Genomic DNA, 13,844 nt, shown 5'->3' on the forward strand with positions numbered 1-13,844 from the left:
ATGAAAAAAGTTTGCCTTAGCCTAACGCTACTATTAGTAGGCATTGTTAGTACTTATGCCCAGTCAACCCCAGAAGCTCCTCAACTAGAATTTGTTTGTGAACTAAAAGTAAAACTCAATCCGGCAATGGTAGTGGGCGAAACGCCCCATGGTGTCCGCCGTATTATTCCAATCATTGGCGGTACGGTTGAAGGCCCTGGCATCAAAGCCGAAATATTAAATGGCGGAGCTGACTGGCAGATTGTGAGAAGCGATGGGGTAGCAGAACTGGAGGCACATTACCAGATGAAAACCGATGATGGCGTAATAATCTATATCAAAAATACAGGCATAAGAGCCGCTACGCCCGAAGTTGCCGCACGTATTGCCAAAGGTGAGCAGGTAAGTCAATCAGAATATTATTTCAGAGCTATTCCGAAATTTGAAGCGCCCAAAAACAGTAAATATGAATGGTTGAATAATGCCATTTTTATCTGCAAAGCCCAGAGGAACCCGGATAACGTAGCTATTCAGGTCTGGAAAGTGAAATAAGAATCTATCAGCCTATTCAACCGCTATAACCATGATATTTAACACCAAAAACCTGATTGATAACTCACCAATTTCCCGATTACAGTACGCTACACTCATCGTCTGTTTTTTTATGAATATGCTCGACGGGATGGACGTTCTGGTTATCTCTTATGCCGCACCGGCTATCTCTCAGAACTGGGGAATCAGTCCGAAGGCTTTGGGAATAGTATTTAGCTCAGGTTTACTCGGAATGACTTTCGGCGCATTATTACTAGCCCCCATTGCCGACTTTATTGGTCGAAAGAATATGATAATTATCAGCGCCGCAATCATGGGCGTAACTGTTTATTTTACCTCTTTTGCCACATCTATCTATTGGTTAGTCGTATTCAGATTTATCAGTGGTTTAGGAATTGGCTGTATGCTGGCAAGCACAGCTGCATTAGCTGCGGAGTATACACCACATAAAACAAAGGACTTCTGGGTAAGTTTTGTTATTTCAGGTTATCCGATAGGGGCTGTTTTATCAGGGCTGACGGCTAGCAAAATCATTGTAGAGGAGGGTTGGCAAAATATGTTTCAGCTAGCCGGAATCGTTACTATTATCTCCCTGCCCCTGATCTATTTCTTTCTTACCGAATCCTTGGATTTCTATATCAAAAAACAGCCTAAAGCAGCATTAGCAAAAATTAATGCGATTCTTATAAAAATGGGCTTTGAAGCCATTGAGGCAATGCCTGATAAATCTTTGCACTCGCCTAAGGCTTCTATCGAGTCAGTAATGGGTAAAGAATTCCGGCTTCCGACTTTTCAATTGTGGATAGCCTTATTCTTTTCCTTTGCTACTTTATATTTCCTGACGAGCTGGATACCAAAACTGGCTACTGATGCTGGTTTATCTATGCAATTAGCCATTTATACAGCCACAGTATTTAATGTAGGCGCCTGGTTTGGGATTATGACTCAAGGCTATTTTTCAAGCAGATACGGCCTTAAAAAAACGATTGGAACTATCCTGATTCTGACAGGTATTCTGATGGCCATCTTCAAAATATTTATCGGTTCAGATGCTATTCTCTATGTATTTGGTTTGTTAGGCTTTGGTATACAAGGAGGCTTTGTAGGTTTGTATGCCGTAGCTGCCCGCATGTATCCTACCGAATTCAGAACAACTGGTGTAGGCTGGGCTATCGGCATCGGTCGATTGGGAGGTATAGTAGGCCCCGCCGTAGGTGGTATTCTGATTGGTATTGGTTTATCTCTAAGTACCAACTTTCTGATTTTTGCCGTTCCAACTATCATAGCAGGTATAATGACTTTGTTTATTTCTTCGAAAGAAGTGAGTTAGCTTTTCAAAAAGGAATGGCTCACCACCTAACTGAGCTACGTTTAAAAATTGAGAAAATTCTATTAAAAATATTCAACCATGAGCCAGATTATCTATAACTCTTTCGACAGAGAAGTACATCCCGCTTACTCAACTCCTGAATACAAATCAACAATATACCGGGCACCGCAAAAACCGTTGGTAGTTCTGAAACAATCTTTAACCGAGCTTACAGGGCCTGTTTTTGGCGATTTTAGTCTAGGACCGCTCGACCATGACCTGACCAAGAATACAGTTAAAAATGGTGACCCAATCGGTGAAAGAATTATCGTACATGGCAAAGTGATGAATGAAAACGGTCAGCCTATCCCTAATACATTGATTGAAATCTGGCAGGCCAATTCCGCAGGGCGTTATGTGCACAAAGTTGACCAGCATGAAGCGCCACTTGACCCTAATTTCTTAGGCGCAGGGCGTTGCATGACCGACAACGAGGGAAATTATAAATTTTATACCATTAAGCCGGGAGCCTATCCTTGGGGTAACCACTACAATGCCTGGCGGCCTAATCATATCCATTTTTCTTTATTCGGGGCTAATATCACCAACCGATTGGTAACACAGATGTATTTTCCGGGTGACCCATTGTTAGCTTATGACCCCGTTTTTCTGAGCGTACCCGAAAAGGGCAGAGAGTTACTCATTTCGAAATTCGATTTAAGTGCTACTGAACCCAGTTTTGCTTTGGGTTATCGTTTCGATTTTGTACTAAGAGGTTATAAACAAACGCCTTTTGAAACTTTGTAATTGACAATCTATCTATGTTGCAAACTCCCTCTCAAACCGTAGGACCCTATTTTGCTTATGGGCTCACACCCGAGCAATACATATATGATTTTAAAAGCCTCGTCGGCAACGAAATGGTGAGCCCGCTCGACCACGAAGACGCTATCACTATCACTGGTAAAGTATTCGACGGACAAGGTGTCAATATACCGGATGCACTCATTGAAATCTGGCAGAATGACGGGCAACATCAGCTTTTCGGCCGCTTTGGTACAGGTACTGATGTGCAGAATCGTTTTATTTTTTATACCATCAAGCCTACTTCTGTCAATGGGCAAGCGCCGCATTTATCAGTGATTGTTTTTATGCGTGGGCAACAGATTCATTCGTATACCCGCATCTATTTTTCAGACGAAGCAGAACTGAATAGCACAGACGAAGTGCTGAATGTAGTACCGGAAGATAGACGACATACGCTGATAGCGAAGAAAAACGGCTCAACCTATGAGTTTAATATCTATATGCAGGGCGATAATGAAACGGTTTTTTTTGATATATAAACGCTTATAACATTATGAGCTTATATTCTCAATATTTCTATTCAGATGAGGTCAACGAACTATTGTCTGATACCCAAAGCATCGCACAGATGCTTCGGGTTGAAAGCGTATTGGCTATGGCGCAGGCAGAACAGGGAATTATTCCAAAAGATTTGGCTGAAACCATTGCTAACTGTTGCCGAACCGATTTTATAGATATAGAAAAACTCAAAACAGACCTGATAGCAGGTGGCAATGCAGCCATCCCTCTGGTAAAACAACTGACAAGCACACTCAAAAACACCAACGCCGAAGCTTCAAAATATGTGCATCTGGGCGCAACCAGTCAGGATATTGTAGATACAGCGACCGTACTACAGATACAGGAATTTATCATCTGGCTTGATGAAAGATTAGATATTCTTTCTCAATTATTAATAGACTTAACCAGGAAGCACCGACAAACCTTAATGGTGGGCCGTACGCTTTTACAACAGGCCCGCCCGATTACTTTTGGCCTGAAAACCGCCAACTGGCTGCAAAGCATTGAACGAACAAAAGCCCGTATCAAAAATGTAGAAGAAAGAGTGCTGGTGATACAATTGAATGGCGCAGTAGGGAGTGGTAATGCTTTTCTTTCAAAAGAAGTACAGCAATCAGTGGCCGAAAAATTAGAACTGAACTATGTTTTTTCGTGGCAGTCAACCAGAGATAATATGGCCGAATGGGCCAGTGTTTTAGGGATATTGACAGGAAGCTTAGGCAAAATAGCCAGAGATATTTCTTTATTGATGCAAACTGAAGTTGCCGAAGTACTGGAAGGTGCAGGCGAAGGAAAAGGAGGCTCAAGTACCATGCCCCATAAGCGGAACCCGGTTTTATGTGCGGCAATCATAGCCAATGCCAATCGGCTACCTCATTTAGTAGCCAGTATATTATCTGCCATGCCACAAGAGCATGAACGCTCTGCCGGATTATGGCATTCAGAATGGGAAGTATTCAGCGAAATTATGATGCTGACGGGTGGTAGCGTTGAAAGAACTATTGAATTAATAGAAGGATTAGAGGTGAATGAAAGGCAAATGTTAACCAACCTGGAACTCACCAAAGGCTTGATTTATGCTGAAAATGTTTCATTAGCCTTGGCCCCAGAAATAGGTAAAACTCAGGCACATGAACTGATAGAGAAAGCCTGTAAGCAGGCAATTGCGCAACAAAAGCATTTGAAAGAAATTTTGTCTGAAATGTCTTTGGATTTACCTAACTTGGACGAGCTATTCACGCCTGCCAACTCCATAGGCAATAGTTTAGACATCATTGACGAAATTTTAGACAATCTTTCCAATCACTGAGATGCATTATGAAAACAAATTATAAACTACAAGGCACACCCAATAGTCCGGTGTTGATATTTTCAAATTCTTTAGGTTCAGAAATGATGATGTGGGACGAACTCGTTCCTTATCTGCTTCCTTATTTCAGAATTTTGCAATACGATATGCGAGGGCACGGCAGTAGTGAAGTAACAGCCGGGAAATATACCATTGAACAACTGGGCGAAGATGTAATAGACCTGATGGACGATTTGAAACTCGAAACTGCTTATTTCTGTGGTTTATCTATAGGAGGTTTAATCGGACAATGGTTAGGGTTGAATCACCCTGAAAGATTTGAAAAGCTGGTATTGAGCAATACAGCCGCAAAAATAGGAGACGATGAACGTTGGAATGCCCGCATTGATACCGTTACCAAACAAGGTGTACAAAGCATTGCGAGTGAAACAATAGAACGCTGGTTTACCGAAGATTTCAGAAGACACAACCCGAAGCGCGTAGCTGAAATTAAAGCCATGTTTCTTCGTAACAATCTTACGGGTTATGTCGGAGGTTGTGCCGCTGTAAGAGATGCCGATTTTAGAACAAAAGTGCAGAATATCTCTGTAGAAACACTAATCATTACAGGCGACGAAGACCCGGTAACCAATGTAGAGCAGGCAGAATATCTGGCTAATAAAATACCGTATGCCCACTTGAAAGTATTACATGCCCGCCATTTGGCAAGTGCCGAAATCCCTAAAGAATACGCACAGGTATTGTTGGATTTTCTGGTAGGAGATACCAACTATGCCAGAGGTATGCACGTGAGACGCACCGTGTTAGGCAATGCGTATGTAGACAAAGCCAACGAAAAAATCAACTCGTTCAATACTGATTTTCAATCGTTTATCACCAATTATGCCTGGGGTGAAATCTGGACTCGACCTAATCTGTCAAAACATAGTAGAAGTCTGGTGACCTTAGCTATGTTGATTGCTCTGAACAGAAAAGCAGAATTTAAACTGCATTTACGGGCTGCTATCAACAATGGCGTTTTGGTATCCGAAATCAAAGAAGTGATTCTGCAATCGGCTGTCTATTGTGGGGTTCCTGCCGCTAACGAAGCCTTTGCTTCAGCGCAGGAGTTATTTAAAGAAATGGGAATAGTGTATGAAAATACTTAAAACACAGGTAGGTATTATTGGCGCAGGCCCGGCAGGACTGACACTGGCTTTACTCTTGCGTAAACAAGGAATAAGCGCAATTATTCTTGAAAACAAAAGTCGTGAGTACGTACAGGCACGTGTAAGGGCAGGTTTATTAGAACAGAACACAGTTGATATTTATAAGAGTTTAGGCGTAGCCGACCGCCTTCTGCGAGAAGGACAGGAACATCATGGTGTATACCTGAGTTTTAACGGGCAACGCATCAGAATACCCTTTGGTGAACTGACAGGTGGCAGAAACATTACGATTTACGGGCAACAAGAGGTAGTAAAAGACCTGACTGATGCCTGGATAGTTGGAGGCGGACAGATTTACTTTGAAACCCCTGCCACAAAAATCGAAGATTTTGACACAGATAATCCGAAAATTCATTTTGAGTATGAGGGCGAAGCAGGTATACTGGATTGTGATTTTGTAGCGGCCTGCGATGGTTTTCATGGCATAGGCCGCAAGACTTTACCGCCAGATTCCTACAAAGAATATTCGGTAACCTATCCTTTTAGTTGGTTAGGGATACTGGCCCATGTAGCTCCCTCAACTGATGAATTGATTTATGCTTACCATGAAAGGGGCTTTGCACTGCATAGTTTACGGTCAGAAAAAATCAGTCGTTTATATATTCAGGTAGATAATGATGATTCGATTGATAACTGGCCGGACGAACAAATCTGGGAAGAATTAGCCATTCGCTTAGGCACAGCCGGATGGACTTTAAAAACCGGGCCGATTTTCGAGAAAGGCATCACCCCTATGCGTAGTTTCTTTACCGATAATATGCAGGCAGGGAGATTGTTTTTAGCAGGTGATGCGGCACATATTGTACCTCCAACCGGAGGTAAAGGATTAAATCTTGCCGTAGCAGACGTAAAACATCTGGCAGATGGCTTAGCTGAATACTACCAGAAAAATTCCATCAAGGCATTAGATAATTACTCAACGCTAGCCCTGAAACGCATCTGGCGCGCGCAGGATTTCTCTAATTTCATGACTACGCTCTTCCATAAACAGGATGAACACGGGTCGTTTACCTATCAATTACAAAAAGCAAAATTCGATTATATAAAAGTGTCAGAAGCCTACGCAACTACCATAGCCGAAAACTATGTAGGCTTGCCATTTGAGGCGTTTGAATAAGAAAATATGAAACAGGTTCCGATTATTGATACACATACAGCCGCCCGAATGGTAAAAGAGGGCGATACACTTTTGCAAGGTGGCTTTGGCATGACAGGCAACCCTGTGCATCTGATGCACGCCTTGGCCGAATCAGGCACTAAAAACCTGACTTTTATAGGCAACAATGCCGGAGAAGTAGGACTAGGCGGCGGGAGATTATTAAAAAACGGCCAACTCAAAAAACTCATTGGCTCGTTCTTTACCTCCAATCCTGATGCCGTAAAGGCCGTTCAGGCAGGTTTGATAGACTATGAATTGTTGCCACAGGGTACCTTAGCCGAAGCACTCAGAGCAGGTGGCGCAGGCATCGGTGGTTTTTATACACCAGCCTCAGCAGGTACCTTGATAGCAGCAGGTAGAGAAACGAAAGTAATAGATGGGGTAGAGCAGGTATTTATCAAAGGTTTGAGAGGAAATGTGGCTTTCATTCGCGCATGGCGGGCAGATACTGCCGGGAATCTGCAATACCGTATGACCGAGCAGAATTTTAATAAAGCCATGGCTACTGCCGCTGACTTGGTCATTGCAGAAGTAGAAGAGATTGTGCCAGTAGGAGAACTTCAACCAGAGCATATTCACACGCCCGGATGCTATGTAGATTATCTGGTGCAGGCTACTTTGACCTTAGAAGATTTGGGAGTGTCGGCTTCGGTTTCTTCTTCAAAGAAAGTAGATGAATCGCGGATGAATATGGCCAGACGGGCTTTGGCAGAATTGAAAAAAGGAGATGTCGTTAATTTGGGCATAGGGATTCCGACTTTAGTGGCTGACCTGATAACAGAAGAGCATGGGGTTATTCTGCACACCGAAAACGGGATGCTGGGCGTTGGTCCAGTGCCTGCCGATGGTGGCGGAGCAATGGATTATCCGGTAAATGCCGGAAAAATTCCTGTGACGGCTTTGAAAGGCAGTAGTTATTTTGATAGTGCCGATTCATTTGCCATGATTCGTGGCGGGCATATCGATGTGGCCATTATGGGAGGCTTGGAAGTAGATGAAGCGGCTAATCTTGCTAACTGGGCTGTGCCCGGAAAACCGTTATTGGGCGTAGGTGGTGCGATGGACTTAGCCAAAGGTGCCAAGCGATTGATTATCACCATGACACATACCAACCCTGATGGTTCGTCTAAAATCGTCCCAACTTGTACTTTACCATTAACGGCTTCGGGGGTCGTAAGTATGATTATAACTGAACTGGCAGTTTTTGATTATTCAGCAAATCAATTAACGCTGATAGAATTGATGCCAAATGCAACTCTGGAAGATGTAAGAGCTAAAACGAGTGCCAGTTTCGTAGAAAAACTGAGCTAAAATTTAAAAACAAATTGATGAAAGATTCCTATATCATAGATGCGATTCGTACCCCTATCGGTAGTTTTGGCGGTGGTTTATCAACCGTCAGAGCAGATGATCTGGCAGCTATACCTATTAAAGAACTGTTGAAAAGGAACCCAACCATTCCTGCTGAGGCTATTGATGATGTGATTTTGGGTTGCCATAATCAGGCAGGGGAAGATAATCGCAATGTAGCGCGTATGGCCTTGCTATTGGCAGGTTTACCATATACTGTTCCGGGCGAAACAGTGAATCGTTTGTGTTCTTCTGGTATGTCGGCTGTCATTCACGCCAATAGAGCCATTAAAGCAAGCGATGGAGAGGTAATTATTGCCGGAGGGATGGAACACATGACACGCGGGCCTTGGGTAATTTCAAAAACTTCAAAACCCTTTGGCAACGATGCCCAGATGTTTGATTCAAGTTTCGGCTGGCGATTCGTCAACCCTAAAATGCACCAGCTATACGGCACGGATGCGATGGGGGTAACCGCCGAAAATCTGGTTGAACTCTACAATATCAGCCGCGAAGATCAGGATTTATTTGCCTATCGTTCGCAACAAAAAGCTTTTGCCGCGCAACAGAATGGTGTTCTGGCAGAAGAAATCGTTGGTGTAGAAATAGCCGATAAAAAAGGAAATATCAATCTTTTTCATAAAGATGAATTCATTAAAGGCAATACAACGCTTGAAATATTAGCTAAACTCAAACCCGCTTTTAAAAAAGAAAACGGAACAGTAACCGCAGGCAATTCTGCTGGATTGAATGATGGCTCAATAGCCATGTTGATAACTTCAGAAGAAGCTATAAAAGCCTATCATCTTACCCCAAAAGCCCGCATTGTTTCGTCGGCGGTAGTAGGTGTAGAGCCGCGAATTATGGGTATTGGTCCTGTAGAAGCTTCAAAAAAAGCTTTGCAAAAAGCAGGATTATCATTAAATGAAATGGCAGTTATTGAATTCAATGAGGCATTTGCTGCGCAATGTCTGGCAGTTAGTCGCCAATTAGGCTTGGCAGATAACGATGAACGAATCAACCCCAACGGTGGTGCTATTGCTTTAGGGCACCCACTAGGTATGTCAGGCACACGCATCATACAAGCAGCAGTCAATCAGCTAGTAAGAACCCAACAACGCTACGCTTTAGTGGCCATGTGCGTGGGAGTAGGGATGGGTTACGCAGTGGTGATAGAGAGAGTTTAGCGGCCGCCGCTGCGGTGATTGAGTGAATGTGTGATTGAGTGATTAATGATTGGGCGAGTGAATGATTAGTGATTAAATACTCAGTGAAACTCTGTGCAATTACTTTGTGAACTCCGTGCTAAAAAAACATTTCGAATAATGAACCCACTCATTGAAAACTTACTACAAAAATTTCGACCAACTATCGGTGCTGATTATGATAGATATCGCAATCATGTATACCGCGTTTTTCTGAATTGCCTTTTGCTGGATACTAATCGAGATAACGAAGATAAATACGCCATCGCAGCCGTCTTCCACGACATTGGCATCTGGACTAACCATACTTTCGATTACTTAGCGCCCTCAATCGAACAAGCTAAAATATATCTTATCGAAACCAATAAACAGGAGTCGTTTGAGGAAATAAAACTCATGATTGACAATCATCATAAAATAAGCTCATACAAAGATAAATACCCTAAAACAGTAGAGACTTTCCGGCAAGCCGACTGGATAGATGTGAGTTTTGGAATAATGACATTTGGTGCAGATAAGCAAGCCATTCAATTGAATAAACAGCAATTTCCAACTTTAGGCTTTCATCGATTCCTGATACGCGCTACTACTAAAAACTTCTTAAAGCACCCTGCTAATCCTTTACCAATGTTTAAGAGATAGGTGAAAGGAACACGAAAAAGGAGAAAGAATTTGCAAGTCTAAATTTAGCGATAGCTTTCGTTAAGCCATAAGAATTTATACATTTGTATAATTCTATTCAAACCACCTTTCCATGAAAAAAAACATTCTTACAGGCTTCCTTGTCCTTTTTAGTTTTATTGGCTTTGCTCAAAGTACCTCTTCCGAAAAGACACTCATACAGGTTGATTTTAATAAAAAAATAGGGGATATGACCACCATGTGGGCATGGTTCGGTGCTGATGAACCCAACTATGCTTATATGAAAGATGGGAAAAAGTTACTGTCAGAATTATCGGCCATGAGTCCTGTACCTGTCTATTTCAGAGCACATAATTTACTGACATCAGGGCATGATACCTTAACACTTAAATGGGGCTCAACCAATGTATATACCGAGGATGCCAATGGAAATCCAATCTATGACTGGACTATTGTTGATAAAATATTTGATACCTATCTGGAAAGAGGCATCAAGCCATTGGCGCAATTCAGTTTTATGCCACAGGCGCTTTCTCCTAAACCTATGCCTTATGAGCATTACTGGAAACCCGGCATGCCTTATAATGATATTTATACAGGCTGGGCGTATCCGCCAAAAGACTATAAAAAGTGGGCAGAATTAGTATACCAATGGGTAAAACACTCGGTAGCGCGATATGGCAAAAAAGAAGTAGAAAGCTGGTATTGGGAGCTTTGGAATGAGCCTAATATTGGCTACTGGAAAGGTACTGTTGACGAATATTGCAAACTATATGATTATACAGCCGATGCTGCCAAAAGAGCTTTGCCAACCATTAGAATGGGTGGTCCCGAAACCACAGGCCCAAGCTGGAATAAAGCAGCAGATTTTCTGCAAACATTTCTGAAACACTGTATTTCGGGCAAAAATTATGTAACCGGAAAAGTAGGCTCTCCGCTCGATTTTATTTCGTTCCATGCCAAAGGTGCGCCTAAAATTGTAGATGGTCATGTGCAGATGAATATGGGCACACAGCTAAGAGATATTTCAGAAGGATTCAGAATTGTGGCCTCGTTTCCGACGCTTAAACATCTGCCTATCATTATCGGCGAGTCAGACCCGGAAGGTTGTGCTGCTTGTGGTATGAAAACCAATCCACAAAATGCCTATCGGAATGGTACGATGTATTCAAGTTATACCGCTGCTTCCTTTGCCCGTAAATATGCTTTGGCAGACCATTATGGCGTTAATCTGAAAGCCGCAGTGAGCTGGTCGTTTGAATTTGAAAATCAACCTTATTTCTACGGTTTCCGCGATTTAGCTACCAATGGCATCGATAAACCTGTGTTGAATGTATTCAGAATGTTCGGGCAGATGTCGGGCAAACGTGTAGAAGTAAAGGGCAATATGAAATATGATTTCAAGATGGTGAGGGACTCAAGCGTGAGGGGGAAAAATGCAGATATTAATGCCTTGGCTAGTAAAGATGCGACCTCGGCCGCTGTGATGATCTGGCATTACCATGATGATGACGTACAGGCAAAAGATGCACCCATTGAAATAGATCTGAAGGGATTGCCTGCCGGAAAAATCCGGTTCTATCATTATCGGATAGATGATGAAAACAGTAATGCCTATGAAGTCTGGAAGAAAATGGGCTCACCCGAAAACCCGACCAAAGAACAAATAGCTATCTTAGAAAAAGCAGGACAATTGACATTATTAAGTTCACCAAGTTATGTAAAAACAAACAATGGTAGTTTAAAGGTAAATCTTAAACTACCAAGGCAAGGCGTTTCCTTACTGAAATTTGACTGGTGAATCTATATCAATTTAGCTATTTGTCGCACTCTATTCGATATAATTATCAATTTCTTTATTTTTTGAAAATACTTGAATATTATTCTGAAAACTTGACTAATATTCGTAAGAAAAACAAAAGAACCTGATGGAATGGATCATAAGAGAATTAATCAATAAAAAAGACCTGATGGGTCTTAGAAATATCCTTTCACAAAACCCAACGCTTGTGAATGAAGGCTTGCCTTATGACGAAGCAAACCCAACCAAAGCGCATCCGCTACACCGGATTTGTGATGGCGTATTTAGCGGATATTATACGGATGAAGACGGTGTAGAAATGGCCAAAATATTTCTTGAGTATGGGGCGGATATCAATGGAGGTGAGATGATAAAAAAGAAAGATACACCCTTACTGGCAGCCTCAAGTCTACATGCTGATAAAGTAGCAATTTTCTATATAGAGCAAGGGGCAGATATTAATCATCCGGGATGTCATGGTGGAACTGCCTTGCACTGGGCAGCCTGGTGTAGCAGACCCAGTGTTGTAGAAAGACTTCTGCAAGCCAATGCAGAACTCAATAAACTATGTATTGATTTTAAATCTACACCACTTTTCTGGGCAGTTCATGGCTTGAAAGCAGGAGAAAAAAAAGACATAAGCGGGCATCTGGAAAGTATTGGAATATTACTAAGTGCCGGAGCGGACAAAAATATCCCTAATGCCGAAGGGAAATCGGTGTATGATTTGCTAGACGACACAGATATAGAGTTAAAACAACTACTGGTTTAATCAGTGCGTATTATCAAATACATGATAAAAGTAATAATCAAATGAAGCCTTGTTTTCAAACCAGAAAGCTCGTTTAGGCTGATGTGCCACATTCTTAACAAAACAAACGCTACCACTCTCAAATAAATAAGGTTTATATCCTTCTTTATCTACATATGTATTATCTATTGTATATTTTTCTTTTAGGAAGATATTGATTTTGGCAGGCCTTATACCGAAAGAAGCGTATCCTGCAATATCATCATAGAGAATTACAGAATCATAAAAATCCTCACCCTTGATAAGATTTTTATAGTCGTCTAAACTATTAAATAAATGAGCATATTGGTTGAGCGCAGCTTCATGAAGAATTTTACCATCAGACAAAACATAAGCCAGGTTATAAATACTGTCTAAGGCGCGTACACTGCGTTTGTTTGGGTCATTTAATAATAAATTAGTTTTTTCTTGAAAGGTTAGTTTTGTCAAATGGATGATTTTGTTGTCAGGAGTTCTGAACCTAAAAATATTGGTCATATTAGCTTAGTAATATTAAATATTGGGACTATAAGTTTTATAAAGTGATTTGAGAAGTTATATTAACTCATAGAAATTTTAGGGACTTGTAAGGGCCTCTTAGAAACAAATAATAATACATTAGCTTTTAATGAATGAGGGCATGAACAAAGGCGCAAAGCATTACTGTACTATTTTAAATAAACTGTAATAATGATTTACTATCTGATTTGAAGAGTTTGGCTAGAACAACTGATAGTAAATTAGTAAAATGGAAAGCTAATTGTTCGAATATTAAAAGACAATTTTTTGATTTTATGAAATTATTAGTCTTCAATACGTCTCTCAAACATTCTCATTTTATAATAAAATTACGGCAGTAGTTTATAATCTACTTTTTAGTGATTTTAAGAGGCTTGAACGGTACTTGTCAATGCCTCAATCTATTATTTTACAAATAATCAAGTAAAATATAAGAATACAAATATAGTATATTCCACCTGATTCTGCCAGAAAAACATAGAACTTATCCAGCTATTCTAGTACGGAATCAGAACAGGAAGACGACATTCAAAGAACCTGAAAAAGTTTATCTCGTACCAGTCATAGATATAGAAAAGAAAGGTTGCTATTAATCATTGGTATTTAAGTAAGAGTATTCTGAATAGCTGATATGGCAGATTTTTTATCAGCTA

The 13,844-nt window shown here is 41.2% G+C and carries 13 protein-coding genes; 12 read left to right on the top strand and 1 reads right to left on the bottom strand.

The window, feature by feature from the left end:
* The 12 genes from ACYVFA_RS04650 to ACYVFA_RS04705 all read left to right on the top strand — a co-directional run bounded on the left by ACYVFA_RS04650 (nucleotide 1) and on the right by ACYVFA_RS04705 (nucleotide 12,654).
* Nucleotides 1–531 (top strand): DUF3237 domain-containing protein, encoded by a 531-nt coding sequence (locus tag ACYVFA_RS04650; RefSeq protein ID WP_460470637.1) that lies wholly within the window; start codon nucleotides 1–3, stop codon nucleotides 529–531.
* A 31-nt stretch (nucleotides 532–562) separates the two neighbouring features.
* Nucleotides 563–1,861: an MFS transporter gene (locus tag ACYVFA_RS04655; RefSeq protein ID WP_460470638.1), complete on the top strand. Its 1,299-nt coding sequence runs from the start codon at nucleotides 563–565 to the stop codon at nucleotides 1,859–1,861.
* Between the two features lie 78 nt (nucleotides 1,862–1,939).
* Nucleotides 1,940–2,647 carry a peptidase associated/transthyretin-like domain-containing protein gene (gene pcaH / locus ACYVFA_RS04660; RefSeq protein ID WP_460470639.1) on the top strand — a complete coding sequence of 236 codons (708 nt, stop codon included), beginning with the start codon at nucleotides 1,940–1,942 and terminating at the stop codon, nucleotides 2,645–2,647.
* 14 nt (nucleotides 2,648–2,661) lie between these two features.
* Complete coding sequence (gene pcaG / locus ACYVFA_RS04665; protein WP_460470640.1) at nucleotides 2,662–3,186, top strand: peptidase associated/transthyretin-like domain-containing protein; 525 nt, start codon at nucleotides 2,662–2,664, stop codon at nucleotides 3,184–3,186.
* A 14-nt stretch (nucleotides 3,187–3,200) separates the two neighbouring features.
* Nucleotides 3,201–4,517 carry a class-II fumarase/aspartase family protein gene (gene pcaB / locus ACYVFA_RS04670; RefSeq protein WP_460470641.1) on the top strand — a complete coding sequence of 439 codons (1,317 nt, stop codon included), beginning with the start codon at nucleotides 3,201–3,203 and terminating at the stop codon, nucleotides 4,515–4,517.
* A gap of 8 nt (nucleotides 4,518–4,525) precedes the next feature.
* A complete protein-coding gene (gene pcaDC / locus ACYVFA_RS04675) occupies nucleotides 4,526–5,665 on the top strand; it encodes a bifunctional 3-oxoadipate enol-lactonase/4-carboxymuconolactone decarboxylase PcaDC (protein ID WP_460470642.1) in 1,140 nt (379 codons plus the stop codon).
* The gene (locus ACYVFA_RS04680; RefSeq protein ID WP_460470643.1) at nucleotides 5,652–6,842 is read left to right on the top strand and encodes a 4-hydroxybenzoate 3-monooxygenase; all 1,191 of its coding nucleotides are present in this window, start codon (nucleotides 5,652–5,654) and stop codon (nucleotides 6,840–6,842) included. Before pcaDC ends, ACYVFA_RS04680 begins: the two co-directional genes overlap by 14 nt.
* Nucleotides 6,843–6,848: 6 nt before the next feature.
* Entirely contained in the window at nucleotides 6,849–8,195 is a 1,347-nt protein-coding gene (locus tag ACYVFA_RS04685) for a 3-oxoacid CoA-transferase (protein WP_460470644.1), read from the top strand.
* Nucleotides 8,196–8,212: 17 nt separating this feature from the next.
* A complete protein-coding gene (pcaF, locus tag ACYVFA_RS04690) occupies nucleotides 8,213–9,421 on the top strand; it encodes a thiolase family protein (protein WP_460470645.1) in 1,209 nt (402 codons plus the stop codon).
* 138 nt (nucleotides 9,422–9,559) lie between these two features.
* Nucleotides 9,560–10,081, top strand: a complete 522-nt coding sequence (locus ACYVFA_RS04695) for an HD domain-containing protein (protein ID WP_460470646.1) — start codon at nucleotides 9,560–9,562, stop codon at nucleotides 10,079–10,081.
* 112 nt (nucleotides 10,082–10,193) lie between these two features.
* The gene (locus ACYVFA_RS04700) at nucleotides 10,194–11,882 is read left to right on the top strand and encodes a GH39 family glycosyl hydrolase (protein ID WP_460470647.1); all 1,689 of its coding nucleotides are present in this window, start codon (nucleotides 10,194–10,196) and stop codon (nucleotides 11,880–11,882) included.
* A 127-nt stretch (nucleotides 11,883–12,009) separates the two neighbouring features.
* Nucleotides 12,010–12,654 carry an ankyrin repeat domain-containing protein gene (locus ACYVFA_RS04705; RefSeq protein ID WP_460470648.1) on the top strand — a complete coding sequence of 215 codons (645 nt, stop codon included), beginning with the start codon at nucleotides 12,010–12,012 and terminating at the stop codon, nucleotides 12,652–12,654.
* On the opposite strand, the gene ACYVFA_RS04710 is transcribed toward ACYVFA_RS04705, so the two are convergent.
* Nucleotides 12,655–13,170 (bottom strand): hypothetical protein, encoded by a 516-nt coding sequence (locus tag ACYVFA_RS04710; protein ID WP_460470649.1) that lies wholly within the window; start codon nucleotides 13,168–13,170, stop codon nucleotides 12,655–12,657.
* Nucleotides 13,171–13,844: the final 674 nt, after the last annotated feature.

Source organism: Emticicia fontis (genome assembly GCF_054779675.1).

What these genes read in the sequence shown, in the direction of transcription:
- ACYVFA_RS04680 (WP_460470643.1), top strand. Translation starts at nt 5,652, where the DNA reads ATGAAAATACTTAAAACACAGGTAGGTATTATTGGCGCAGGCCCGGCA.
- ACYVFA_RS04705 (WP_460470648.1), top strand. Translation starts at nt 12,010, where the DNA reads ATGGAATGGATCATAAGAGAATTAATCAATAAAAAAGACCTGATGGGT.
- ACYVFA_RS04650 (WP_460470637.1), top strand. Translation starts at nt 1, where the DNA reads ATGAAAAAAGTTTGCCTTAGCCTAACGCTACTATTAGTAGGCATTGTT.
- pcaF (WP_460470645.1), top strand. Translation starts at nt 8,213, where the DNA reads ATGAAAGATTCCTATATCATAGATGCGATTCGTACCCCTATCGGTAGT.
- pcaDC (WP_460470642.1), top strand. Translation starts at nt 4,526, where the DNA reads ATGAAAACAAATTATAAACTACAAGGCACACCCAATAGTCCGGTGTTG.
- ACYVFA_RS04710 (WP_460470649.1), bottom strand. Translation starts at nt 13,170, where the DNA reads ATGACCAATATTTTTAGGTTCAGAACTCCTGACAACAAAATCATCCAT.
- pcaH (WP_460470639.1), top strand. Translation starts at nt 1,940, where the DNA reads ATGAGCCAGATTATCTATAACTCTTTCGACAGAGAAGTACATCCCGCT.
- ACYVFA_RS04655 (WP_460470638.1), top strand. Translation starts at nt 563, where the DNA reads ATGATATTTAACACCAAAAACCTGATTGATAACTCACCAATTTCCCGA.
- ACYVFA_RS04700 (WP_460470647.1), top strand. Translation starts at nt 10,194, where the DNA reads ATGAAAAAAAACATTCTTACAGGCTTCCTTGTCCTTTTTAGTTTTATT.
- pcaG (WP_460470640.1), top strand. Translation starts at nt 2,662, where the DNA reads ATGTTGCAAACTCCCTCTCAAACCGTAGGACCCTATTTTGCTTATGGG.
- ACYVFA_RS04685 (WP_460470644.1), top strand. Translation starts at nt 6,849, where the DNA reads ATGAAACAGGTTCCGATTATTGATACACATACAGCCGCCCGAATGGTA.
- pcaB (WP_460470641.1), top strand. Translation starts at nt 3,201, where the DNA reads ATGAGCTTATATTCTCAATATTTCTATTCAGATGAGGTCAACGAACTA.
- ACYVFA_RS04695 (WP_460470646.1), top strand. Translation starts at nt 9,560, where the DNA reads ATGAACCCACTCATTGAAAACTTACTACAAAAATTTCGACCAACTATC.